Genomic DNA, 26,881 nt, shown 5'->3' with positions numbered 1-26,881 from the left:
TACAATCTGGTAGAAACATTCTGCACATAAATATAAGAGTCAAATAATTTAATTTTATTAAGTTAATCATCTTATTATATAGTAATACTCAAAAAGAAGAAGGGGTTACAATACAGATTATTCCTGTATTGTAACCCCTTCTTCACCATCCAGATCAGCGACGGCAACGCGTACACTTTCAAGATGTGATGTAGGAATATTTTTACCTACATAGTCCGCTCGTATAGGCAATTCACGATGACCACGATCGACGAGGACGGCCAATTGAATAGATCTTGGTCTGCCAGCCGTCATTAATGCATTTAAAGCAGCACGAATAGTACGGCCCGTATACAAAACATCATCTACAAGGATAATTGTCTTTTCCGTTGTATCAATCGTACACGGTTCCCCCTCTTTAGGACGAGCATCACGATCATCACGATACACTGCAACATTCAAAGACTCACAATCAATATGAATACCTTCTATACGCTCAATTTCCGCTTGTAAACGTTTTGCCAAAATGACACCACGCCGTTCAATACCTACAATTAACGCATTAGATAAACCTTTATTGCGTTCTAAAATTTCATGACTAATACGACGAATCGCACGCATTATAGCGTCTTGATCCATTAATAAGCGTTTCTTTTCCATATATACGCCCTTACAGCATAGGATTGTTCTATGCCCCTATATCCAAATAAGTAGTAAAAATAAGTACTTAAACAATCAATGTAAACATTTAGACTATTTTCGTTTATCTTCACGGTAGGTCTTAGCAAATTCTAAGCACGCCTCAAAATCAGCTGGTACCGGTGCTTCAAAGTGCATTTCTTCACCTGTAATAGGGTGTTTAACATCTAACGATTTAGAATGTAATGCTTGCCCTTCTATAGGAAAATCCATACGTCTATATCCATAAAACGGGTCATTAACAACAGGATGTCCAATATGAGCAAAGTGAACACGAATTTGATGGGTTCGACCTGTTTCTAAATTACACTCTACCAAGGTTTGATGACCATAACGCTCCAATACTTTAAAATGTGTTACTGCATCTTTACTGTTTTCAAAGACAACAGCCATTTTCATACGGTCTTTTGGATGGCGCCCAATAGGCGCCTTAATAGTCCCCTTTTCTTCTACAATATTACCCTGTACTAGCGCCCAGTACGTACGTCTTGCAGAATGTGTCTTTACTTGTTCTGCTAGACCAATGTGCGCTGCATCATTTTTTGCAACCATCATAACACCAGACGTATCTTTATCTAAGCGATGCACAATACCCGGTCTAATTTCACCATTAATACCTGATAGGTCCTTACAATGGAATAATAGAGCATTTACAAGTGTACCAGAATAATTTCCTACTGCAGGATGCACCACCATGCCACGAGGTTTATTAACAATAACAATATCGTGATCTTCATATAAATAATCTAAAGGAATATCCTCGGGTTTAACCTCAATCGATTCAGGCTCTGGGATCTCTACACGAATTATAGTATCAGGTGTAAGCCGAAGATTAGCTTTCCCTACTTTACCACCTACTGTAACATGACCACCTTTAATTAAACTTTGAATATAGCTACGAGATCCTTCCATCTGTTCAGTTAAAAATACATCTAGTCTCATGCCTTCTTGCTCAGCACTTACAATATATTCATTCATCCTCTATTCCTCTTTGAGTCAAGTATAAGATATATATTTATTGACGAATCAAGTCAATGATTTATAAAGAGCCCTAATAATGAAAGCTATTCATGGTCCTCTTTCAATGAAAACAAATAAAATACAACAAAAGCTACACCTATACAAATACCAATATCTGCCACATTAAAAATAGGCCATACACGAAAATCAAAAAAGTCCACTACCCCATGAATCATGTATCGGTCAATGCCATTACCAATTGCACCTGCGACTAATAAGGCGGATCCGATTTGCAAAGTCCAATGGCCCTTAGCTAATCGCTTCCAATAAAAAGCACAAACAGCTAATAGAACAAAAGCTACTAGTAAGAAAAACCATCGTTGATTCGCTAACATGCCAAAGGCTGCACCGCGATTAATAATATAGGTAAGATGAAATACATTAGGAATAACAGGTAAAGATTCACCTAACAAAAAATGATTCATTACATAATATTTAGTTAATTGGTCCAATAATAACCAAATGATAAGTACTGTATAAAACAAGATTAACTCCCTTACTATAATATAAGTCTTAATAGTCCTATTATACTAAGTTACGCAAATTTAGGCAAAATAAAAAGCCCCTCAATGAGGGGCGTGTTTTATTTGTGATTACTCAGCGGAAATTACAGAAACTGGGCAAACGGATTCGCAAGAACCGCAATCGATGCAAGCATCGCCAATTTCGTATTTAGTTTCGCCTTCAGTAATGCAGGAAACTGGGCAAACAGATGCGCAAGAACCACATTTAATGCAACCATCAGCAATAACTCTCATAATTAGGACCTCCATCAAAATATAGATCAAAACTTTTTATTATCATTTAGAAAGGCACTTGCCTCAACTTATGTTCTCATTATCACACAGTTCAAATTGAAAGTCAAACGAAAATGATAAAAAATTATATAATATTTTGCATAATAATTGTTCCTTTTTATCATAAAAAGCCTATATTTATATGTATTTTGATATTTCTTTTCATTTATGTAATTGAGTTTAATAATCAATAATTGAGAATGCACTAATTATCATTTCAATTAAAATACGTACTATTATACTAGGAATTCAATTATCAATATTTATTATCATAAAAACTATTTTTTTATTACAACAGATTTAACGCTTATCTATATTTTAATCTAACATATAAACTTCACTCTAAAAAAGGCCGAATCATACGATTCGACCTCATTTATATTTATAAAGTAAAGTAATATCTTTACTATTATTCACTATATAACAATAATACTATTTTTTTCTTATAGCACTTAGAAAGATGTTAAGAATGTTAGTGTACCTAAAATAACGCCTGCAAGGTTTGGTACGATTAAAATATAATCACGTTTAGGTGATTTTGTCCAACCATATAATACCCAGATCAAACAGGATACTGCTGCAAATAATGGTTGCCATGGTTGACTAGGTTGACCATGAAGATTAGCAATTATTTGTGGGATATAGGCTAAAAATACAAATACACCAATAAATGCACCAATAGAACCAACTAACATGTTAAATCTTTCTTTTGTCATAGATGACCTCCTTATTCAACATTACATTATTATATCTTACACAATATACTATATCATATTTTTTTCGATGTAGTCAATTGTGTAAAATTAATCATGCAAATTAGTTTAATTCATATTGCTTTTGATTACACTTATATGTAATCTATATTAAAATCATATAGACTAAAATCATAAAAAACGAGGCCGAATCTTACGATTCGACCTCGTGTGTGCTTGTATAGTAGAGTAACCTATTCCCTATTATTTACCAGGGAAGAATGGCCATACCATTGGAATGATAATTAAGCTTACTACGAAGCAAACTAAAATCAATGGAACGCCAGCTTTTACATAGTCAGTAAATTTGTATTGACCAGGACCAAGTACTAATGTATTTGGAGGTGTACCTACAGGTGTACCGAATGCGCAGGATGCGGCAACGCCGATAGCCATCAATACAGCATGAGGATCAGCCCCCATACCTTGAGCAATGGAGATACCGATAGGAGCCAATAATGCACAAGATGCAGTATTAGACATAAATTGCGTCATAACACAAGACAAAATAAACAATACGCCTGTTGCAAAGTAAGGACTAGGATCGGAACCCATAACACCAATTACTGCATCAGCAATCATTTTACCTGCACCAGATTGATCAAGTGCGGTTGCCACTGGCATCATACCAGCAAACAAGAAAATTGTTACCCAATCAATAGATGTGTAAGCTTGTTTTTCATTCAAACAACCAGTTAATACGCAAAGCATTGCACCAATAACAGCAACCATGCTCAACGGTAAGTTAATACCAAAGTGTTCTTTCAATGGTTCGCCTAAAATCATGGCAAGGATTACACCTAAAAGAATAAGACCAGAGAACAATTGTTTCTTAGGATCGTTAGAAATATCTTCAGCAGCTACTTCTTGTTCTACATCACCGGCATCAGTAATTTCATGTTTAGGTAATAAATGTTTACCAATGAGCATCATGAATACGATAGTAGCGATAGTCAAAGGAATGCCAATCCAAGCAAACTCAAAGAAACCAAATGGTTCAATGCCAAATTTAGTCAATGTACCACTTACAATGATATTAGGTGGTGTACCTACCATTGTAATGATACCACCGATACCTGCAGCGAATGCTAAAGGCATCAATTGACGAGATGCAGGTATCTTAGCAACAGCACAGATACCAACAACTACAGGAAGTAAAGCAGCTGTTGTACCAGTGTTAGATAAAAATGCGGACATGGTAGCTGTTACAAGCATAATCGCAAGCATCAAGCCATTTTCGCTAGTCCCTGCATGAGATACTACGGTTTCCCCAATTTTTTGAGCCAAACCAGTATAGAATAATGCAGCACCAACAACGAACATGCCTGCAAACAACACAACTGTACTATCAGATAAACCAGAGAATACAACCTTAGGAGTAATAATACCCATAAGGCCTAATGTAATTGCGCCGCCTAAAGAAGTAATAGCTAGAGGAATAATTTCCGTAACGAATAAAACAGCCATAACTGCAAGGACGATTAAGGTTTGTTCTGCAGTACCCATACATCATCATCTCCCTTCAGAGAAATGCACTGACATAATTATAAGAGATATAAAATATAACCTACGATACCAATGGCAGAGGCCATTATAAAAGTAATCCCATATCCCTCTCTTGTTTTAGGATACCCAAATAATAAAGTTTCACCAAGAAAACCTCGGCGGTTAAACCAAGAATATTTAGTTCTCTGCTGAAACCATTTAGCTTTACCTTCAGCACCGATAATCAGCGCAGTAATAAAAAAAACAATAAATGCCCAAACAAAACAAATCAGTATTTTTAATTCAATTGATAACAAGTGACCACCTCTACTATATTTAAAGCACTAGAAGGTTATTCTGTGAAATCTTGCTAATCACCTAATGACCGATCTGAAAAGCATTTATTGCAAATATTCCCTTTTATGTATGATTACATAATGACCAAGGGCTTTTTGATTCACCAATAGGTGTACCAATTTAGGTACACCTGGGTGAATAATTATTAAATTATTAGTGGTTAGACAACATAGCAAGCATTGTACCTGCAGCTACTGCTGTACCAATAACGCCAGCTACGTTAGGACCCATAGCATGCATGAGCAAGAAGTTAGCTGGGTTAGCTTTCGCACCTACTACTTGAGATACGCGAGCCGCCATTGGAACCGCGGATACACCGGCAGAACCAATAAGTGGATTTGTTTTACCACCATCTACTAAGCTCATCAATTTACCAAATAATACGCCACCAGCAGTACCACCGATAAATGCAACTAAGCCTAAGCAGATAATAAGAATTGTTTGTACGCTTAAGAAATGTTCCGCACTCATTGTTAAACCAGTACCAGTTGCCAAGAAGATTGTAACAGTATTGATTAACGCATTTTGAGAAGTATCGGACAAACGTTCAGTTACGCCAGATTCACGGAACAAGTTACCTAACATCAACATACCTAAAAGGGATGTAATGGAAGGAAGCAATAAGGAAATGAAGATCGTTGCAACAATTGGGAACACGATTTTTTCAAAACGTGTAACTTCACGCAATTGCTCCATAACAATTTCGCGTTCTTTTTGCGTAGTGAAGAGTTTCATTACAGGCGGTTGAATCAACGGTACCAAGGACATATAGGAATATGCGGCAACCGCGATAGCACCTAATAAATGAGGAGCTAGTTTAGTAGCTAAGTAAATGGATGTAGGGCCGTCAGCACCACCGATGATACCGATAGCAGCTGCTTCTTGAGCTGTGAAGCCAAGCATCATTGCGCCACCTAAAGCAACGAATACGCCGATTTGAGCGGCAGCGCCTAAAAGCAATGTTTTAGGATTAGCAATGAGTGGACCAAAGTCAGTCATTGCACCTACACCTAGGAAAATTAAAGGTGGGAAGATTTCTTGGGAGATACCTGCGCTAATAAGTGCCATAACGCCTTCTTCGAAACCATTACGAGGAATATTGGCAAGTATACAACCAAACGCAATCGGACCCAACAATAAAGGTTCAAACTCTTTAGCAAATGCCAAATACAATAGGATCAAACCTACAAGAATCATAATAGCATTGCCTGTTGTAAATGCGAGGAACCCGCTATCTGTAATAACGGATTGAATCGCAACAGCAAAAGCCTCCATATGCGTTCCCCTTTCACAAATATAAAATTGTTAGATGACGTGGCGCAGCCACGTCATACAACACTTGGTATTAGCCAAGAACAACCATGTCGTCACCAGTGGATACAGTTTGGTTAGCAGATACGCGAACTTCGGAAACTACAGCATCATGTGGAGCTGCGATTTCATTTTGCATTTTCATAGCTTCAAGGATCAACAAAGTTTCGCCTTTTTTAACTGCTTGACCAGCAGATACTGCTACAGATAAGATTTTACCAGGCATTGGAGCTTTTACAGTTTCAGCACCTGCTGGAACTGGAGCTGCTGCTGCAGCAGGAGCTGGTGCAGGAGCTGCTTTAGGAGCTGGAGCTGCTGCTGGAGCTGCTTTAGGAGCTGCTGCAGGAGCCGCTGCTTTTACTTCATTAACTTCTACATCATATGCTGTACCATTTACTGTAACGTTGAATTTTTTCATCTTAAATTCCTCCAAAATGTGTAGTTCCTACACAAAACTTATAAATATTTTTACACATATAAATTGAGTAATCCCACGGATTATCAAAATAGCCAATTATCTTATCGATTACCACGCAAACGGCCTTCCATTTTCCAATTGTAGCTTACGATTGGACGGATATGCGCGATTTGATCAGCGGAATAACCCATTGCCGCTAATGCACCAACGATTACTGCTACTACATCTTGAGATGGAGCTTTACCGTTAGTTGTTGTAGCATTGCTCATTACAAATGCCTCCTAAAAATATTTTAACCTCTACCGCTTAAGCGACCTTCCAAGCGCCATTTAGCACTGGTTGCTGTAGGTCGAATAGATGCAATTTGTTCAGATGAGTACCCCATCGCCACAATGGCACCTACGATAGCTGCTACTACTTCATCCTCATTTTGAGCAGATGCATTTGCTGGAGCTACAAAAGTAGCTGTTGGAGTAACAACAGGAGCAGTTGCTGCTGGTGCTTCTTTTTTCTTCCTAGTAGGATCGATTAAATGTACGATTTCCATAAGAATACCTAAAGCTATCAATACAGCAAATACAACTGTCATATTAATCGCCATGATTAACCAAGGATTGGTAGTAACTGCTTGTCCTTCCATAATCATTCCCCTTTCTAAAAAAGTAGTAAAGAAAGGTATCTCCCAAATTCGATGATATGTTTACCGAATCGAATTATAATGGAATATTACCATGTTTCTTTGGAGCACGGTTTTCGCGTTTACTTGCAAGCATTGCCAAAGCGTTGATAACTGCTGGACGAGTTTGTTTAGGTTCGATTACAACATCTACGAAGCCACGTTCTGCAGCTTTATAAGGAGTCGCAAACTCTTCTACATATTTAGCTGTTTTAGCATCTTTATCTTCGTCTTTCTTGAAGATAATATTAGCTGCACCAGCAGGACCCATTACAGCGATTTCGGATGTAGGCCAAGCATATACTTGGTCTGCGCCTAAATCTTGGGAACACATAGCGAGGTAGGAACCGCCATATGCTTTACGAGTGATAACAGTAATTTTTGGTACTGTAGCTTCAGAGTAAGCATACAACATCTTAGCACCATGACGAATGATACCGCCCCATTCTTGATTTGTGCCAGGCAAGAAACCAGGAACGTCAACGAAGTTAACGATTGGAATATTGAAAGCATCACAGAAACGGATGAAACGGGAAGATTTGTCAGAAGCGTTAATGTCCAAGCAACCAGCCATTACCTTTGGTTGGTTAGCGATGATACCAACGGATTGACCATCAAAACGAGCGAAACAAGTAATGATATTTGTAGCATAGAATGGTTGTACTTCATAGTATTCGCCATTATCTACAGTAGCTGCGATAACATCTTTCATGTCGTAAGGCATGTTACTGTTATCTGGCAACAAGCTATTCAAGCTTTCATCTTCACGAGTTGGATCGTCACCAGTATCTACCAATGGAGCATCTTCCATATTATTGGATGGCAAGAAGCCTAATAAGTAACGAATTTGAGCGATACAATCATCTTCATTTTCAGCTGCAAAGTGAGCAACGCCAGACACGGAGTTGTGCGCCATTGCACCACCAAGATCTTCAGCTGTTACTTCTTCACCAGTTACAGATTTGATTACTGCAGGACCAGTGATGAACATTTGAGAAGTGTTTTTAACCATGTAGATAAAGTCAGTCAATGCTGGAGAATATACAGCACCGCCTGCACATGGACCCATGATTACGGAAATTTGTGGAATAACACCAGATGCATTTGTATTTTCAAAGAAAATTTTACCGTAACCAGCAAGGGCATCTACTGCTTCTTGAATACGAGCACCGCCAGAATCGTTGATACCAACAATAGGAGCACCCATTTTCATTGCTAAACGTTGTACTTTAACGATTTTAGCAGCATGCATTTCACCAAGAGAGCCACCTTCTACAGTGAAATCTTGTGCAAATGCATATACTAAACGACCATCGATAGTACCATAACCTGTTACTACACCTTCGCCTGGTAATTCTTTCTTTTCTTGACCGAAGTTAACACAACGATGTTTAACGAATTGATCAAGTTCAACGAAGGAATTATCATCGAACAATTTAGCCAAGCGTTCGCGAGCAGTCATTTTACCTTGAGCATGTTGTTTCTCAACGCGTTTTTCACCGCCACCAGCTTTAACTTTAGCTAGTTTTTCGTGCAATAACTCGATTTTTTCCTGCACTGTTGCCATTATAGCACCTCCAAATAAAACTTGTTACAGTATCATTTTATTTCATAAATGAATAAAGTTCAAGAAGCATACATATTTAATATATAACGTAGGATTATATGTATATGTATATCTACAACTCATATATAATGATGTGAATTGGATACTGTATTATTTCATACGTTGACATAATTCAAGCAAAACACCGCCAGTTGCTTTTGGATGTAAGAAAGCAATTGAGGAGCCGCCTGCACCATAACGAGGTTTTTCGTCAATCATACGAACGCCTTTAGCCATCAAATCAGCAATAGCATTTTCAATATTATCAACGCGCAATGCAACGTGTTGGATGCCATCACGACCGCCATTTTTTTCGATAAATTTACCGATAGGGCCATCTGGAGTTGTAGTTTCTAAGAATTCAAGTTCAGCATCACCACAAGGGAAGAAGGATACTTTTACCTTTTGTTCTTCTACGATTTCGTCTTCAGGAAGATGTTCAATGCCTAATGCATTTTTATAGAATTCTTTAGTTGCTGCTAAATCATTAACACCAATACCGATGTGGTCCACTTGTAATACTTTAAAAGCCATTTTGATTATCTCCTTTTATAAGGCTAAATCTCTCATGCTATGTAGTCGCCGTCTACTTTAGCACATTTGACATAACGCCGTTAACAACTGTATATGGATCGCTCATGCGTTCATTTACAGCTGCCACTTGGCTATTAAATTCATCGCTAGTGACTATTTTTTCCGCCACATAACGACCAATTTGCTCATTAATCATTGCGATGATTTCATCACGCGTACGTTCTGCCCGGCGAGCATCCAACTCACCAGAGTCTTCAAGATACTCAAAATGTTCATCCAAGGCTTCGATGAGTTCATCTACACCTTGATCTTTGCTGGCAACAGTACGCTTAATCGGAGGTCTCCATTTGACTTCGCGAGAATCGAGATCAAGCATCATCTCGATTTCAACATTCAAACGATCGCAACCGTCCCGATCCGCTTTGTTGATAGCAAATACATCGCCAATTTCAAGAATACCCGCCTTGATAGCTTGGATATCATCACCGAGACCAGGAACTAGTACAACCAATGTAGTATCAGCATTTTTTACAATATCTACTTCAGATTGACCTACGCCTACAGTTTCAATAATTACTAAATCCATGCCAAAGGCATCCATGAGTTTTACAACGTCTGCAGTCTTTTTAGATAATCCACCAAGACTACCACGCGTGCCCATGCTTCGAATGAATACATTTTCATTTAATGTTAAATCATTCATTCGAATACGGTCCCCCAAGATAGCACCTCCAGAGAATGGGCTAGTTGGGTCGATGGCAACGATGCCGATTTTTTTACCTTGATCTAAATAATGTTTAACTACCTTATCGGTCAAAGTACTTTTACCAGCACCAGGGGCCCCTGTAATACCGAGAATACGTGCGTTCCCCGTTTTAGGGTAAATTGCCTTCATAATATCGATGGCATTATCATACTCGTTTTCTACAGCTGTTATGGACCGTGCTAAGGCTAGTCTAGAACCTTCAAAAAGGCCTTTAACTAAATCCATTCGCCTCACCACCTATCTTCGAATATGGGAATAGAGGGGAGCCAACTATTCGAGTTGCACCCCTCTTTGCCCAAGCAATTATTTTACGTTTTCTTTAATAAAGTTAACGATATCGCTAGTTGGTGTGCCAGGTGTGAATACTGCCGCTACGCCAGCTTTTTTCAAGCCAGGGATATCAGCGTCAGGAATAACGCCACCACCGATTACAAGAACATCCCCCATGCCTTTTTCTTTCAAAAGTTCAACAATTTTAGGGAACAATGTATTGTGAGCACCGGAAAGAAGAGATAATGCAACTACATTAACGTCTTCAGAAAGCGCTGCTTCAACGATTTGTTCTGGTGTTTGACGAAGACCAGTGTAGATTACTTCGAAACCAGCATCGCGAAGTGCGCGTGCTACTACTTTTGCACCACGGTCATGACCATCAAGACCTGGTTTTGCTACAATTACTCTAATACGTTTTTCTGCCATGATATATTACCTCCGAAATCAGCCGATATTATAATGTGGAATGAGCTTCGTATTCACCGAATACTTCGCGCAATACATTACAAATTTCACCCAAAGTAGCATATGTTTTAACTGCTGCAAGAATTAATGGCATCAAGTTAACAGATTCGTCAGCTGCACCAGCTTTCAAATCAGCTAAGGCTTTATCAACTGCGGCTTGATCGCGGTTAGCACGAACTGCTTGAGTTTTCTTAGATTGGTTAACACCTACGGAAGCGTCTACGCGAAGCAAGTCTTTTGGAGCTTCTTCTTCAACTTGGAATTTGTTTACGCCAACGATTGTGCGCAAGCCAGATTCAACTTCCATTTGCCATTTGTAAGCGGATTCTTGAATTTCTTTTTGGATGTAGCCTTTTTCGATTGCTACTACAGCGCCGCCCATTTCATCAATTTTCTTGATGTATGCCATAGCTTCGTCATAGATAGCGTTAGTCATAGCTTCAACATAGTAGGAGCCGCCCAATGGGTCAACTACGTCAGCCAAACCAGATTCGTAAGCCACGATTTGTTGAGTACGAAGGGCTACTTGTACAGATGCTTCTGTAGGAAGAGCCAAAGCTTCGTCACGGGAGTTTGTATGTAAGGATTGAGTACCGCCCATTACAGCAGCTGCAGTTTGAAGAGCAACACGAACGATGTTGTTATCAACTTGTTGTGCAGTCAACATGGAACCAGCTGTTTGAGTATGTACACGAAGCATCATGGATTTTGGTTTTTTAGCACCAAAACGTTCTTTCATGATTGTTGCCCACAAGCGACGAGATGCGCGGAATTTAGCAACTTCTTCAAGTACGTTATTATGAGCATTCCAGAAGAAGGAAAGACGACCAGCGAATGTATCAACATCAAGACCAGCTTTCAAAGCTGCTTCTACGTATGCGATACCATTAGCAATTGTAAATGCGATTTCTTGCACTGCCGTGGAACCTGCTTCACGGATGTGGTAACCGGAGATGGAAATAGTATTCCATTTAGGAACGTATTGAGAACAATATTCGAAGATATTAGTGATCAAACGCATGGATGGTTTTGGAGGGAAAATGTAAGTACCACGAGCTGCATATTCTTTCAAAATATCATTTTGAATTGTACCTTTCAATTCAGTGGAAGGTACGCCTTGTTTTTCAGCTACTGCAATATACATTGCCAACAAAACAGACGCCGGAGCGTTAATTGTCATGGATGTGGATACTTTACCAAGGTCGATGCCCTCGAACAAGATTTCCATATCTGCCAAGGAGTCAATAGCAACGCCTACTTTACCAACTTCGCCTTCAGCCATAACATCATCAGAGTCATAACCGATTTGTGTAGGCAAGTCAAATGCACAGGAAAGACCTGTTGCACCAGATTCGATTAGGTAGCGGTAACGTTTGTTAGATTCTTCAGCTGTAGCGAAGCCTGCATACATACGCATTGTCCAGAAACGGCCACGGTACATAGTAGGTTGTACGCCACGAGTATAAGGGAATTCGCCAGGCATTCCCAAATCGCGTTCATAATCAAAGCCTTCAATATCAACTGGTGTATACACACGGTTGTATTTTAAGTTTTGACGTTCTGGAGTTTTTGCGCATTTTTCGTCACAAAGTTTGTTGTACTCAGCAATTTGGGCTTTTAAGTTTTCGTAAGCCATGTTTTCATCATCCTCCTAAAAAAACAGGTTATTTTTTCATGCTTCCAGTTTCTGTGAAGCGTTTATGCCAAGAAAGAGCTTCATCAAGCAACATTGGTGTATGGGCATCCTTTGTTGCAGCTAATGCTTTTTCTAGGTATTCAGTTAACATAGGTTTGTAGTCTGGGTGAGCACATTTTTCAATAATCAAACGAGCTCTTTCCACTGGGCTCAAACCACGACAGTCAGCAACACCTTGTTCTGTACAGAAAATCATAGTGTCATGTTCTGGATGATCCACATGGGATACATATGGAACGATAGAACTGATGTCGCCATTTTTAGCAACGGAGTTGGTACAGAAGATAGTGAGATATGCACTACGTGCAAAGTCACCAGAACCACCAACACCATTCATCATTTTGCTACCCATAATATGAGTAGAGTTTACATTGCCAAAAATATCAAATTCGATAGCAGTATTCATGGCAATGACACCAATACGACGAGCAATACCAGGGTTATTGGAAATTTCTTGCGGACGAAGAATAATTTTTTTACGATATTCATCAATATTCGCATAGAAACGTTTCAATCCATCTGGAGAAGGACTCAATGCAGTACCGGAACATACAGTTACTTTACCAGCATCGATCAAGTCAAACATACCGTCTTGAATTACTTCTGTATAAATAGATAAATCTGTGAAAGGCCCTTGAGCCAAGCCACTGATTACCGCATTTGCTACAGAACCTACGCCGGATTGCAACGGAAGCAAGTTTTTAGGCAAACGACCTTCTGCAATTTCTTGTTCAAAGAATTTGATAAGATGTTGACTCATTGCCTTTGCATCATCATCAATAGCAGCTAAAGGTCTTGTTGTATCAGGTACATCACTTGGAACCACAGCAATAATTTTGCTAGGATCACAAGGTATTGCTTCTGTACCGATGCGATCGCCGGCCTGTTCCAACGGAATTGGTTTACGATGTGGCGGATCCAACGGTTCATAGATATCATGCATACCAACTAAGGATAATGGTTGAGATACATTTACCTCTACGATAACCTTTTTAGCTTGACTAACAAATGTTGGAGAATTGCCAACAGAGGTAGTCGGTACTAAAGAACCATCTTCGTTGATTTGACATACTTCAATAATTGCTACATCTAAATCTCCGAAAAATCCATAACGAATATTTTGTGCCATTGTGCTTAAATGCATATCGATGTATTTAACATCTCCACCATTTAAAGCCTTTCTCATATCTTTATTGGTTTGATATGGAAAACGGCGATTAATACCATTAGCACGAGTTAACGCACCATCAGCTTCATCACCTACAGAAGCACCTGTCCACAAATCGATTTTGAATGGTTCTTTTTCCATTCTTTCTGCCAATGCCAATGGCACAACTTTTGCATAACCCGATGGTGTAAAGCCGGAAATACCAACTTTATCATTAGGGTTAATCAACTGAGCTGCATCATAAGCAGTGACAATTTTACCTTGCAGGTCCACATTTTTTACGCGGTCTTTGATGTCTATCACCATAACCATCTCCTTTAAGAGTAACATTGTTAAACGACAATTGAATCTCTTTGGTCTAATACGTTCCTTAAACCGACTTCATCGTAGTCCACATCCAATGTATTGTCAACTTATATGACTAAAATGTATTTTTTATCACACTTCGGCTGTGCATTATGACTAAAACGCATAGGTTTTTACATTTTCACATAAGTTTTATTCACACCGATATAACTCACAGGAATTATCATTTTAATAGTATATATTGTTGTTTTTTATGCATATCGAACTATCTCAATACAACATATAGAGCCTTATCAATATAAAAAAAATAATATATACAAAACTGACTGCTACACCTCCTATAAAAATATAGATATACAAAAAACCGGTTTTCAAATGCAAGCAATAATGTTCAATTATCCTAACATTAGAAAACCGGTTAAATATACTTAAGCTTACCCTGCTAAGGTATATATAAATTATACCATACTATGAAATTATATCTCTACCATAAAACTTACTGATTATACAAAATGTACCTTTTACATATGTTTCTTTGTGGAAAGTTGTACTTTCACAAAGGCCCCAACCCAACCAAGGAGTTGCCAAAAAACAATAGTAACTTGATGGCTATAGAGCTCAAAATCAGACAATCCACTAAAAAGGACTCCGATAGCTAAAGCACCTATACCTATCTGTGCAGCTTGTCGGAACATATCCCCTTTCAAACGAACAGATGTAATAACATGACCGACGATAACTGCTAGGAATGATAGCAAGCCAGGAATACCTGTTTCAGCCAATATATTTAAATATAAATTATGGGCATGATACATCAACACATTAGGACCTTGAATGTAATAGTTATACTCTGGATAAACTAAGTAGAATGTATTCCACCCTATACCAAAGATTGGATTTTCTCGTACGATATACATTGTGCTGTCCCATAGAGCCCAGCGAAGATCTGATGACGTATCATGACCTTGGAATATAGACCAAAGTCGCGAAGCAACTTCCCCTTCATAGAAGTATAGAATTAGCGGTACCACTAACAAAGATAAGAATAGTCTTCGTTCTACGAAAATAGCCCAATACAGAATCATGGCCGCAAAACTAATCCAAATACCACGCGAATAGGTTAATAACATCGTTAAAAATAATACAATACCAATAATCAGCATTGTAACAACTTCACGAGTACGATTCTCTTTCATATAAACAAGAATATAGCTAATACATACACTTAATACCATCAATAGATAAGCCCCTAACAAGTTAGGATTTTGCAATGTAGACGCCATTCGACGCATCAATTTAGGAAATTGTGCTGCATCAACCCATTCTTTTATATGTATATTAGGAACAAATATATACTGATAGGCCCCGATTATGCATACAAGAAGGGCTGTACCTAAAAAGGCACGAAGAAAATAGTTCCACTGTTTAGGTGTTCGAATATAGGTACGAACTAAATAGTACATGCCCCCACCCGCCACAATTTGGTAGAACCAACTCTGAATAGACCAATCCCAGTTTGGTGACATTAACGACGATATACCTGTCCAGATAACAAAGATCATAACAGTCCAAGATAGATAACCGGTCGGCAGACTCAATGATTTACTAGAAATTAAATCATATAATGCTAGACCTATGGCCAACCAGAGAAGTACATCTCCCACCATTGGCTGAAGTGGCATCGCAATGACAACACCATAGATTAATCGTTCAATATAAAAAGTAATTCGTTTCTGATTAGGAATGAGTGAGAGCTCCATAATCTCACCTCAATGACTCATCTCATGGAAAAACCACTGACGAGCATCCCCTAGAATATATAAAGAACCACATACAGCAATGATATCACCATTCTTTGTATGTTTGTATGCTAAGGCTAACGCAGCCTCAACAGATTCTGCAGTTTGAGCCGTCACCTTAGGCACAGTACGGCGAATCACTTCAACCAAGCTCTCAGGTACCTCTGTTCTATCTGTTGGTGCAGGTACAACGAGGACTGTGTCGCCAGATTTAACCACTTCACGAATAATAGCCTCTTGGTCTTTATCTTTAAGGATAGCCATTACCACCGTTTTCGGTGTGTCCTTAAATAGTTCATTGTACGTCATGGCAAAAGACTCAGCCCCTGCCGCATTGTGAGCACCGTCAAATATAAAGGTACGATCTAAGCCTCGTTTAACTTCAAAGCGCCCCGCCCACGTAGTGCGGGCAAATCCTTCACGCATTGTTTCTTCACTGATGTTCGTATCCTCTTTCATCAACAGGCGTACGGCCATCAATGCACAAGCGAGGTTTACAGATTGATGAATGCCAGCCATCGTCGTAAACAACATAGCAGGTGCAGCATTGTTAGAACTAACCGTAATCATTTGACCACCCATTACAGCGCTGCGGCTATCAATACCAAAATCTTTATTAAAAACATAAAGCTTGGCATGTCGTTTTTTAGCTACGTCCTCAATGATATTAAGAGGTGTATCTTGTGCAGCTGTCACTACAGGCACCTTAGGTTTAATAATCCCCGCTTTATGGCGTGCAATTTCCTCGACAGTATCACCACAATATGCTTGATGATCTATTGTTACATTAGTAATAACAGATACTTTTGGAGTCACGATATTAGTAGAATCTAGTAAGCCCCCTAAACCAACTTCTACTACGGCATAGTCTACACCTTGCTCCTTAAAGAATAAAAATGCGGCAGCTGTTAATATTTCAAATTGTGTTGGCGCTTCTATTCCATTGTTAATAATAGTATCTACGGCAACCTTTACGCGACTAATTAATGTCCCAAAGGCTTCCTCTGTTATATTTCCATCATTAATTTGAATACGCTCCGTATAGGATTGAAGGTGAGGCGATGTAAATCGCCCCACCCGTAATCCACTTGTAAACAGTGCGTAGGAAATATATGAGGTAACCGAGCCCTTACCATTTGTACCTGTAACATGAACAATTTTATAATCTTCTTGTGGATTCCCTAACACATCCATAAGAGCCGTAATTCGTTCAAGGCCAGGTTTAATACCAAATGAAGATGCCTGCTCCAAATAGGCTAAGGCCTCCTGATATGTCATATAAACCTCCTATTATAAGGTTTCAAGGAACGCTTCACGTTCCAATAACGCTTGTTGTTTTTGTTTATATTCTTCTAACTTTTCTTTTTCTTTTGCTACTACAGCTTCAGGAGCTTTTGCTAAGAAGCCTTGGTTAGACAATTTACCTTCCAAACGAGAAATTTCTTTTTCCATTTGGATTTTTTCCTTTGCAATACGCTCTCTTTCTTTTTCACCGTCAATCAAGTCTTTAAGTAAGAGATATACTTCCATACCATTGACAACGGTTACAGTCGCATTTTCTGGTTTTGGATCATCGGTACCAAGAATTGTTACTTTCTCAGCCCAAGCCAATGTTACGAAGTAGTCACTATGTTCTGCTACAGTTTTAGCTAATGCTTCATCTGTTGGCGCTACGATAACCTCAGCTTTTTTACCTAAAGGCACATTCATTTCAGCACGCATGTTACGAATACCTTTGATAGCATCCATCATAACTTCCATTTGACGTGCTGCCCCTTCAAGATTATCGAATTTCAATGCTTCAGGCCATTTAGTAACAACGATGCTGTCCCCTTCGTGTGGCAAATGTTGCCAAATATGTTCAGTTACGAACGGCATGAATGGATGTAATAATTCGAGCATATGACGTAAGATTGTTACAAGTAAATATTGAACTGTACGACGATCACGTTCGTCGCTTTCACTATACAAACGAGGTTTCGCTAATTCAATGTACCAATCGCAGTACGTATTCCAAATGAAATCATATACGGAACTTGCCGCTTCACCAAGTTCGAATTTATCGAGATTAGATGTTACGCTTTGTACTGTTTCATTGTATTTTTGAACAATCCATTGGTCTGCTAATGTCAAATCATCTGCTGTTGGAACGAAACTTTCATCATAATTAGTAAGGTTCATCAATACAAATTTTGATGCATTCCAAATCTTATTGGCAAAGTTACGGTTAGCCTCAACACGTTCCATATAGAAACGCATATCGTTACCAGGTGTGTTGCCAGTTACAAGAGTAAAGCGCAATGCATCAGCACCATATTGGTCGATAACTTCAAGCGGATTAATACCATTGCCCAAAGATTTACTCATTTTACGGCCCTGGCTATCGCGAACAAGACCATGAATAAATACATGTTTAAATGGAATTTCATGTTCAAACTCAAGAGCCATAAAGATCATACGAGCAACCCAGAAGAAGATAATATCGTAACCAGTTACAAGCACACTTGTTGGATACCATTGTTTAAGTTCTGGAGTTTGCTTAGGCCAACCCATTGTGGCAAACGGCCATAAACCAGAGCTAAACCATGTATCAAGAACATCTGGATCTTGTGTAACATGACCGTGGCAATGAGGACATTCTGTAATATCTTCACGGCTAACGATAGTTTCACCACAGTCATCACAATACCATGCAGGAATGCGATGGCCCCACCACAATTGACGAGAAATCGTCCAATCGCGGATATTTTCAAGCCAGTTCACATATGTTTTTGTAAAACGTTCAGGAACGAACTCTACTTCGTGGTCTTTAACAACCTTAAGAGCGGGCTCTGCCAATGGTTTCATATCTACGAACCATTGTTTAGATACCATTGGTTCGATGATTGTATTACAACGGGAGCAATGACCTACTGCATGGTCATGATCATCAATTTTTTCAAGTAGGCCTAATTCTTTAAGTTCTGCTACTACTTGTTTACGCGCTTCTTCACGAGGTAAGCCATTAAATTTGCCAGCACCTTCATTCATTGTTGCATCATTGTTCATAACAACGATGGATTCCAAATTATGACGTTGGCCCATTTCAAAGTCATTAGGGTCATGAGCAGGTGTAATTTTTACACAGCCTGTACCGAAGCTAGCATCTACATAGTCATCGGCAATTACAGGAATTTCTCGATTAACAAATGGCAAGATCAATGTTTTACCAATGAGATCTTTATAACGATCATCATCAGGATTTACTGCTACTGCTACGTCACCAAACATTGTTTCTGGACGAGTTGTAGCAACAACAACAAAACGATTATCTTCACCTTTTACAGGATATTTAATATGCCATAAATGGCCATGTTCATCTTCATGCTCAACTTCAACATCAGATAACGCAGTGGCACAACGAGGACACCAGTTGATGATGCGTTCACCGCGATAGATCAAACCTTTTTCATAAAGACTTACAAATACTTCGCGCACTGCATGGTAATACCCTTCATCCAAAGTAAATCGCTCACGGTTCCAATCACAGGATGCGCCAAGGCTACGGATTTGTTTTACAATAGTATCACCATATTCTTTTTTCCATTCCCACACGCGCTCTACGAATTTTTCACGGCCCAAATCATAGCGAGATTTTCCTTCTTCTTTAGCAAGCATCTCTTCTACTTTGATTTGTGTAGCAATACCAGCGTGGTCTGTACCTGGCATCCACAATACATTGTAGCCTTGCATGCGTTTGAAACGGATGAGGATGTCTTGTAATGTGTTATCAAGGGCATGCCCCATATGCAACATACCAGTTACATTAGGAGGTGGTAATACGATACTAAATGGCTCTTTATTCGTGTCTACTTCTTCGTGAAAGTATCCTTGATTTTCCCAATAAGAATACCATTTGCCTTCTATTTCACCAGGATTATATGTGGTTAAATTTTCGTAGGTTTTCATCGTTCCTCCTAAAAGACTCCTTAGCGCTTCATAATTTTAGCCAATACAAATAGGCTTGTTTCATATAGCAATATCATAGGTAATGCAATCATCGTTTGCGAGAACATATCCGGTGTAGGTGAAATGACAGCACCTATGATAAAGGATATAAGAATAAATATCTTTCGCTTCGTTTTTAAAAAGCGTGATGTAATTAAGTTGAAATATCCCAAAATAATTAAGATCAACGGCAACTCAAAGATAAATCCAAAGGGCAGTACAAAGGATAATACAAAGTCCATATACTGACCAATAGAAAACATCGGCTGTAATTCATCTGTAGCAAAGCCCATAAAGAACCTCACTGCTGCAGGCAATACGAGAAAATAAGAAAATACAATACCTATCCCGAATAGACCAATTGCTACTGGTAAGATCCAGTTAGATAGCTGCTTTTCTCGCACAGTTAGTGCAGGCTTAACAAATAGCCAAATCTGATGCAATATAATGGGAGCGGCTATGACTAAGCCACCTACAACAGACACCTTCATATATGTAAAAAATGCTTCAGTAGGTCTCATATAATAGAGCTTGCCAGCCGGTTTTAGGAGTATTTCCAATAATAAGTCTACATAATAATAAGAAATACAAGTTCCCACAATAACTGCTACAGCTATTATAATCAATCGTTTTCGCAGCTCTGAAAGATGTCCTACAAGAGACAATTCCCTTGCTTCATCCATCATCTTCTGCTCTATAGCCGTATAAACTGGTTCATCTTCCACATCCTCAGGAATGTGTTGAGTTGCCACCTTATATCGTTCTTGCTCAGACTTTTGTTCTGCTTCACGCCGTTTTTGACGAACTACACTATCAAAAGAAGGTTTTTGCATGGGATATTCGAAATCCGATTTTGGTTCGAATGGTTCCATATTATACCTTTCTATCAGCCAGATTTTCTACAGCCATCACAAGAAATTCCTTCCCTGGGAAATCACGCACTGCAGCGAGTGCCGCTAGAGCATCTTTACAATATTTATCAGCTACAGCTAATGTATTATCAATTCCACCTTGAGCAATAACATAATCAATAATGTCTTGCTCATTACCACCATTATTTAAGCCTTTAATATCTTCAAGCAATTTATCTTTATTACCATCGTTAACGATGCTTAATAACGGATACGTCAATAGTCCCTCTCGAAGATCATTCCCTACAGGCTTTCCCGTTGTTTCCGCTGTTTCACGATAATCCATAATATCGTCTGTAATTTGGAATGCCATGCCTAATGCATGACCATATTTTTTCAACTCTATAATTTCATCCTCTTGCCAATCTCCTAAGAGACCACCAAGCTCCATACAGCCTTCCATGAAGTCTGCTGTTTTCTTTTGCGTCTTTGTCATATAACGCTCTATGCCTTGATCGATGCGATATACATCTTCCATTTGCATGAACTCACCTTCTACGAGGCATGTAATAATATGAGAGAATACTTGAAGATACTTCATATTCGTCATTTCAGATACGATTTTAAATGCTTTAGCAAATAAATAATCACCACTAAGGATAGCTACCTTATTACCTTTATGCATGTGAATTGTATCCTCCCCACGGCGAATTTCAGCTTGATCTAAAACATCGTCATGGATAAGTGTTGCTAAATGAAGCATTTCAACAGCCTCAGCAATTTTAATGCGTTGACGCTCTATAGATGTACCTGCATTAGCAATCAATAGACACAATTGAGCGCGCAAACGCTTACCACCTGCTGCTGATAACGGTCGAATCAGTGCATTGAAGTCCTCTGCACCGGTATTAAAAGATGATGCAAGAGACTCTTCGACATGCTCTAAATCTAGAGCAATGCGTTCCATAATCTCTAATTCGTTCGTTTGACTCATGCTTCATCTCCTACCAAAATTTTATTGATTCGTTGTTGTAAAAGCTCACGCCCAGTATGCTTTAAAGAGCTGTACAAAATCGGCGGGGTAGCCGTTGGATATAGCTCTTTAATAATAGACAAGTTTGCAGACTTTTCTTTAGCCGTCAATTTATCGGCCTTGGTCACTACAATTTGTAACGGAACACCAGCTTCGACGAGCCAATCAAAGGCCACCTTATCAATGGCCATTTCAGGATGGCGACCATCGATAAGTAAACACAACAACATCAATCGTTCAGAATGTAAAATATAATCGGCAATAAAGGAAGACCACAGATTGCGGTTTCCTTTATTTGTCTTTGCAAAACCATAACCAGGAAGGTCAACGAGAAACCAGTTATATCTGCGTTCCTCGGTTTCAGAAATATCCTCTTTTGATTCAATATCAAAGTAGTTTATCGTCTTAGTCTTACCTGGCTGACCACTAACGAGGGCTAACCCACGATAGTTACATAAAGAATTAATCAACGAAGACTTGCCCACATTAGAGCGTCCAAGGAAGGCGATTTCTACAGTATCCCCTTCAGGATATTGATCCGCCTTCACACAGGAAGTATTATATTTTGCAGCTATAATACGAGGCCCCTTTGGTTCTTTTCGTGTATATTGTGGTTTTGGGCCCATTGGTTTAGTGGATTTTTTCTTCTTTTGCATTACACAAGTGCCTTTGCTAATACTTCATCCATTGTCTTAACTGGCGTAATGATGAGGCCTTCTTTCACAATGTCAGGTAATTCTGCAATATCCTTTTCATTGCCTTTTGGAATCAACACCTCTTTTATACCATGAGACAAGGCTGCTAATAATTTTTCTTTTAAGCCGCCTATTGGTAATACACGGCCACGCAATGTGATTTCACCAGTCATGGCAATATCAGAACGAACCTTGCGGTTAGTCAAAATAGATACCATAGCTAATGTCATTGTAATACCTGCAGAAGGACCATCTTTAGGGGTTGCCCCTTCTGGCAAGTGAACGTGAATATCAAGCTTTTTATAAAAATCTTCTTCAATCTTTAAAGCTTTTGCATTATGGCGAATATAACTCATAGCCGCTTGACCAGACTCTTGCATAACCTTGCCGAGACTACCAGTTAAAGCCAATTTACCGGTACCATTCATAGTTGTAGCTTCACATGGTAATACTACACCACCAACAGATGTCCAAGCTAATCCATTTACATAGCCAACTTGTGCTTTCTTTTCTCGCTCTTGGTCAACAAAGATTGGTGCGCCTAAGAATTCGTGAAGATTCTTAGTAGTGACTTTTGGTGCGTCTCCGCCTTCTTCAACTACTTTGAAAGCAATCTTACGGCAAATCTTAGCAATTGTTTTCTCTAAAGTACGAACACCTGCTTCGCGAGTATATTCGGAAATTACCTTTCTTAACACAGCATCAGATAATTTAACCTTGTAATCTTCAAGGCCATTTTTCTTAATTTGCTTAGGTGTTAAGTAACGCTTAGCAATTTCTAGTTTTTCTTCTTCCATATAGCTGGACAACTCAATAATTTCCATACGATCTAACAATGGACCAGGAATATTAGATGCTACATTAGCCGTAGTAATCCAGAAAACTTCAGAGAAGTCGAACGGTACTTCGATAAAGTGATCACTAAATGTGCTATTTTGTTCTGGATCCAATACTTCTAATAACGCTGAAGATGGATCGCCTTTATAATCAGATGCTAATTTATCAATTTCATCCAATAAAAATACAGGATTCTTAGTACCTACATTTTTTAACCCCTGAATCATACGACCAGGTAAAGCACCAATATAAGTACGTCGATGTCCACGAATTTCAGCTTCATCACGAACACCACCTAAGGATGCACGGATAAACTTACGATTCATTGCTTTAGCAATAGAGGTAGCCAAAGAGGTTTTACCAACGCCTGGTGGGCCTACTAAACAAAGAATAGAGCCACTATTTTTACCGGTTAATTTACGAACCGCTAAAAATTCTAAAATGCGTTTCTTAACCTTTTCAAGGCCATAATGATCGGCCTCGAGCATAGCATAAGCGCCCTTGATATCTAAACGGTCTTCCGTTAATTCGTTCCACGGTAATGCCAATACCCAATCTAAGTAGTTGCGCAAAATTGTTGCTTCCGGCATCAATTGAGGCATGCGGCTGTAACGAGAAATTTCTTTATCAATACGCGTATGTACGTCTTCACTTAGGTTAAGTGCTTTTAACTTAACTCGTAGTTCTTCTGCCTCCTCCTCGGGATCTCCTTTATCACCCAACTCATCGTGGATAACGCGGATTTTTTCGCGCAAGAAATATTCCTTCTGCGCTTTTTCCATAGATTGACGCACTTGATTATTGATGGAATTTTCCAAATCAGAGATTTGTAATTCCATATTTAAAATGCCTACAATCATGTTAAGACGACGAGCCACAGATAATTCTTCAAGTAACTCTTGACGTTTCAAATTATTAATAGGCAATAGAAATGCAACTTGGTCAGCTAATTCACAAGGATTGCGTAATTCCATAACGCGCGTTACACCTTCATCAGTAACTGATTTAGCTTCTTCTGCCCATTCGCCAAATTTAGCTTGAACCAAACGACGATAAGCTTCAAGCTCTACATCGTCTTCAAATTCAGACGCCACTCGTTCATAGTCTCCTATATAATAAGGGTCCATGCTAGTAATATTCATAAGACGAATACGAGTGATGCCCTCTACAAGAACACGTACTATACCACCTGGTAAGCGCAACATTTGTTTAATTTTTACTAATGTACCCATTTGGGCTAAATCATGAACTGTTGGCGCATCTACAGCATCATCTTTTTGAGTTACGACGGCTAAAATGCGGTCCTCATTCATTGCGGCTTCCACCGCCTTAATGGATTTGTCTCGACCGATATCGAGGTGAATCACGATATTCGGGTATACTACCATGCCTCTGAGAGGTACGGTAGGGATCCCAACTTCGAGTAAATTCATACTTCCTCCAGGTATATATATTATGAAAAGAAACTCATTCCTACACAGAAATGAGTTTCTTCGAATTACGATTTCAACTGGATGTCTTGGTCTGCCTCATTTTTGAGTATAGGTTCACCTGTGCTTAATACGGATTCACGATTCACAATGCACTTAGTTACTTCCGGCATGGAAGGAACCTCAAACATTACGCGTTTCATCACCTTTTCAATGATAGCACGCAAACCACGAGCACCTGTTTTTCGCTGTAAAGCTTCATCAGCGATTTCTTCTAATGCATCTTCAGTGAAAGTTAATTCTACACCATCAAGGGATAGAATTTTTTCATATTGTTTTGTTAATGCATTTTTAGGCTTTGTCAAAATTTGAATTAACGCATCTCTGTCTAATTGATCTAATGTCACCATTACTGGCAAACGTCCAATAAACTCAGGAATCAAGCCAAATTTTAATAAATCTTCAGGTACAACATCTTTTAAGATAGCCGATACATTGCGTTCTTCTTTACGCTGTACATCTGCACCAAAGCCAAGTGTTTTCTTAGCGGTACGCTTAGTAATAACCTTATCCATACCATCAAATGCACCACCACAAATAAAGAGAATATTCGTAGTGTCAATTTGAAGCATTTCTTGATTAGGATGCTTCCTACCACCTTGTGGGGGAACAGAAGCGACAGTACCTTCTAAGATTTTGAGTAATGCTTGTTGTACGCCTTCACCAGACACATCACGTGTAATGGAAGGGTTCTCAGACTTACGAGCAATCTTATCAATTTCATCGATATAGATAATGCCACGTTCAGCCCGAGCTATATCATAATCTGCAGCTTGGATAATTTTGAGTAAGATGTTTTCTACATCTTCCCCTACATACCCAGCCTCAGTTAAGCTTGTAGCATCTGCAATAGCAAATGGTACTTCTAGCATTTTCGCTAAGGTTTGAGCCAATAGTGTTTTACCACTACCAGTAGGACCAATGAATAAAACATTAGCCTTTTGTAATTCTACGTCATCAACTACATTATCTGTTTGTAAACGTTTGTAGTGATTATATACAGCCACGGCTAAGGAGATTTTAGCATCATCTTGACCAATGACATATTCGTCAAGATGAGCTTTAATTTCTCTAGGCGTTGGCAATTCTTTTAAATTAAAGTCGTCCGTCTCAACCGCACCCAACTCATCTGCAATGATGCGTTCACAAACTTCAACGCATTCATCACAAATATACACGTTAGGCCCCGCCACTAATTTGCGGACTTCCTCGCTTGTGCGTCCACAAAAACTGCAGCGCATAGTGTCTTTATCTTTTGCCAAGGGGCGCCTCCATTACTTGCTTTCTACAGGTTCTCTTGTGAGCACCTCATCAATTAAGCCGTATTCAACGGCATCCTGAGCACTCATGAAGTTATCGCGGTCTGTATCGCGAGCTACTACTTCAATATCTTGTCCACTGCGAGAAGCTAAGATACCATTTAACTCTTCACGCATGCGAAGAATCTCACGGGCATGGATTTCAATTTCAGATGCTTGTCCTTGTACACCACCTAATGGTTGGTGAATCATGATGCGCGCATGAGGCAATGCATATCGTTTACCTTTAGTGCCAGCTGTTAAAAGCACAGCGCCCATGCTCGCTGCAGAGCCTACACAAATAGTAGACACATCTGGTTTAATATATTGCATCGTATCATAAATAGCCATACCTGCGGTTACAACACCGCCAGGGCTATTGATGTACAAATGGATATCCTTATCAGGATCCTCTGCTTCTAGGAATAACATTTGCGCAATAACCGCATTTGCCACATTATCATCGATGGGGCCACCAAGGAAAATAATGCGATCCTTTAACAAGCGAGAGTAAATATCATAGGAACGCTCTCCGCGTTCACCTTGTTCAACTACGATTGGTACATACATGTAATCACCTTTT

General features: G+C 39.1%; 26 protein-coding genes. All 26 read right to left on the bottom strand.

Translation table 11 applies throughout. The features are described 5' to 3' along the window. Nucleotides 1–117: 117 nt before the first annotated feature. The 26 genes from pyrR to clpP all read right to left on the bottom strand — a co-directional run bounded on the left by pyrR (nt 118) and on the right by clpP (nt 26,868). Nucleotides 118–639: a bifunctional pyr operon transcriptional regulator/uracil phosphoribosyltransferase PyrR gene (gene pyrR, locus E7A03_RS00290; protein ID WP_004696466.1), complete on the bottom strand. Its 522-nt coding sequence runs from the start codon at nt 637–639 to the stop codon at nt 118–120. 93 nt (nt 640–732) lie between these two features. Next, a complete protein-coding gene (locus E7A03_RS00285) occupies nt 733–1,656 on the bottom strand; it encodes an RluA family pseudouridine synthase (protein WP_101928846.1) in 924 nt (307 codons plus the stop codon). Nucleotides 1,657–1,742: 86 nt separating this feature from the next. Beyond that, complete coding sequence (gene lspA / locus E7A03_RS00280) at nt 1,743–2,183, bottom strand: signal peptidase II (protein WP_004696470.1); 441 nt, start codon at nt 2,181–2,183, stop codon at nt 1,743–1,745. Nucleotides 2,184–2,291: 108 nt separating this feature from the next. Beyond that, nucleotides 2,292–2,456 carry a DUF362 domain-containing protein gene (locus tag E7A03_RS00275; protein WP_004696472.1) on the bottom strand — a complete coding sequence of 55 codons (165 nt, stop codon included), beginning with the start codon at nt 2,454–2,456 and terminating at the stop codon, nt 2,292–2,294. Between the two features lie 491 nt (nt 2,457–2,947). After that, on the bottom strand, nt 2,948–3,211 hold the full coding sequence (locus E7A03_RS00270) for a SemiSWEET family transporter (protein WP_004696474.1): 264 nt from the start codon (nt 3,209–3,211) through the stop codon (nt 2,948–2,950). 240 nt (nt 3,212–3,451) lie between these two features. Continuing rightward, a complete protein-coding gene (locus E7A03_RS00265; protein ID WP_004696476.1) occupies nt 3,452–4,753 on the bottom strand; it encodes an SLC13 family permease in 1,302 nt (433 codons plus the stop codon). A 38-nt stretch (nt 4,754–4,791) separates the two neighbouring features. Continuing rightward, the gene (locus E7A03_RS00260; RefSeq protein WP_004696478.1) at nt 4,792–5,049 is read right to left on the bottom strand and encodes a hypothetical protein; all 258 of its coding nucleotides are present in this window, start codon (nt 5,047–5,049) and stop codon (nt 4,792–4,794) included. Nucleotides 5,050–5,242: 193 nt separating this feature from the next. Further along, nucleotides 5,243–6,364 carry a methylmalonyl-CoA decarboxylase subunit beta gene (gene mmdB / locus E7A03_RS00255; protein WP_008601435.1) on the bottom strand — a complete coding sequence of 374 codons (1,122 nt, stop codon included), beginning with the start codon at nt 6,362–6,364 and terminating at the stop codon, nt 5,243–5,245. A 70-nt stretch (nt 6,365–6,434) separates the two neighbouring features. Further along, nucleotides 6,435–6,818 carry a methylmalonyl-CoA decarboxylase subunit gamma gene (gene mmdC, locus E7A03_RS00250; RefSeq protein ID WP_008601436.1) on the bottom strand — a complete coding sequence of 128 codons (384 nt, stop codon included), beginning with the start codon at nt 6,816–6,818 and terminating at the stop codon, nt 6,435–6,437. A 101-nt stretch (nt 6,819–6,919) separates the two neighbouring features. Continuing rightward, the gene (mmdE, locus tag E7A03_RS00245) at nt 6,920–7,087 is read right to left on the bottom strand and encodes a methylmalonyl-CoA decarboxylase subunit epsilon (protein ID WP_004696483.1); all 168 of its coding nucleotides are present in this window, start codon (nt 7,085–7,087) and stop codon (nt 6,920–6,922) included. A gap of 23 nt (nt 7,088–7,110) precedes the next feature. Then, nucleotides 7,111–7,458: a methylmalonyl-CoA decarboxylase subunit delta gene (mmdD, locus tag E7A03_RS00240; protein WP_024061998.1), complete on the bottom strand. Its 348-nt coding sequence runs from the start codon at nt 7,456–7,458 to the stop codon at nt 7,111–7,113. Nucleotides 7,459–7,531: 73 nt separating this feature from the next. Next, a complete protein-coding gene (gene mmdA / locus E7A03_RS00235; RefSeq protein ID WP_004696486.1) occupies nt 7,532–9,061 on the bottom strand; it encodes a methylmalonyl-CoA decarboxylase subunit alpha in 1,530 nt (509 codons plus the stop codon). 150 nt (nt 9,062–9,211) lie between these two features. Next, the gene (mce, locus tag E7A03_RS00230; protein WP_004696488.1) at nt 9,212–9,634 is read right to left on the bottom strand and encodes a methylmalonyl-CoA epimerase; all 423 of its coding nucleotides are present in this window, start codon (nt 9,632–9,634) and stop codon (nt 9,212–9,214) included. A gap of 52 nt (nt 9,635–9,686) precedes the next feature. After that, complete coding sequence (gene meaB, locus E7A03_RS00225; RefSeq protein ID WP_024061999.1) at nt 9,687–10,625, bottom strand: methylmalonyl Co-A mutase-associated GTPase MeaB; 939 nt, start codon at nt 10,623–10,625, stop codon at nt 9,687–9,689. Nucleotides 10,626–10,703: 78 nt separating this feature from the next. Then, nucleotides 10,704–11,099 (bottom strand): cobalamin B12-binding domain-containing protein, encoded by a 396-nt coding sequence (locus E7A03_RS00220; RefSeq protein WP_004696492.1) that lies wholly within the window; start codon nt 11,097–11,099, stop codon nt 10,704–10,706. A 28-nt stretch (nt 11,100–11,127) separates the two neighbouring features. Further along, on the bottom strand, nt 11,128–12,774 hold the full coding sequence (locus tag E7A03_RS00215; RefSeq protein ID WP_024062000.1) for an acyl-CoA mutase large subunit family protein: 1,647 nt from the start codon (nt 12,772–12,774) through the stop codon (nt 11,128–11,130). A gap of 28 nt (nt 12,775–12,802) precedes the next feature. Then, nucleotides 12,803–14,308 carry an acetyl-CoA hydrolase/transferase family protein gene (locus E7A03_RS00210; protein WP_101928845.1) on the bottom strand — a complete coding sequence of 502 codons (1,506 nt, stop codon included), beginning with the start codon at nt 14,306–14,308 and terminating at the stop codon, nt 12,803–12,805. Between the two features lie 521 nt (nt 14,309–14,829). Then, nucleotides 14,830–16,068 (bottom strand): O-antigen ligase family protein, encoded by a 1,239-nt coding sequence (locus E7A03_RS00205; protein ID WP_101928844.1) that lies wholly within the window; start codon nt 16,066–16,068, stop codon nt 14,830–14,832. Between the two features lie 9 nt (nt 16,069–16,077). Further along, entirely contained in the window at nt 16,078–17,385 is a 1,308-nt protein-coding gene (locus E7A03_RS00200) for a bifunctional folylpolyglutamate synthase/dihydrofolate synthase (RefSeq protein ID WP_101928843.1), read from the bottom strand. Between the two features lie 12 nt (nt 17,386–17,397). Continuing rightward, nucleotides 17,398–20,055, bottom strand: coding sequence for a valine--tRNA ligase (locus tag E7A03_RS00195; RefSeq protein ID WP_101928842.1), 2,658 nt, complete (start codon nt 20,053–20,055; stop codon nt 17,398–17,400). A 20-nt stretch (nt 20,056–20,075) separates the two neighbouring features. Then, a complete protein-coding gene (tatC, locus tag E7A03_RS00190) occupies nt 20,076–20,966 on the bottom strand; it encodes a twin-arginine translocase subunit TatC (RefSeq protein ID WP_101928841.1) in 891 nt (296 codons plus the stop codon). Between the two features lies 1 nt (nt 20,967). Continuing rightward, nucleotides 20,968–21,939: a polyprenyl synthetase family protein gene (locus E7A03_RS00185; RefSeq protein WP_004698598.1), complete on the bottom strand. Its 972-nt coding sequence runs from the start codon at nt 21,937–21,939 to the stop codon at nt 20,968–20,970. Further along, a complete protein-coding gene (yihA, locus tag E7A03_RS00180; protein WP_024062006.1) occupies nt 21,936–22,634 on the bottom strand; it encodes a ribosome biogenesis GTP-binding protein YihA/YsxC in 699 nt (232 codons plus the stop codon). The genes E7A03_RS00185 and yihA overlap by 4 nt, the downstream gene beginning before the upstream one ends. Beyond that, nucleotides 22,634–24,943, bottom strand: coding sequence for an endopeptidase La (gene lon, locus E7A03_RS00175; protein WP_156697640.1), 2,310 nt, complete (start codon nt 24,941–24,943; stop codon nt 22,634–22,636). Before lon ends, yihA begins: the two co-directional genes overlap by 1 nt. Nucleotides 24,944–25,008: 65 nt before the next feature. Then, a complete protein-coding gene (gene clpX, locus E7A03_RS00170; RefSeq protein WP_008601448.1) occupies nt 25,009–26,262 on the bottom strand; it encodes an ATP-dependent protease ATP-binding subunit ClpX in 1,254 nt (417 codons plus the stop codon). 12 nt (nt 26,263–26,274) lie between these two features. Beyond that, entirely contained in the window at nt 26,275–26,868 is a 594-nt protein-coding gene (clpP, locus tag E7A03_RS00165) for an ATP-dependent Clp endopeptidase proteolytic subunit ClpP (RefSeq protein WP_004696517.1), read from the bottom strand. Between the last annotated feature and the right edge of the window lie 13 nt (nt 26,869–26,881).

The sequence above is a fragment of the Veillonella parvula genome, assembly GCF_032472435.1.
Classification (GTDB): Bacteria; Bacillota; Negativicutes; order Veillonellales; family Veillonellaceae; genus Veillonella; species Veillonella parvula_N.
This window is presented reverse-complemented; position numbering and strand designations above follow the sequence as displayed.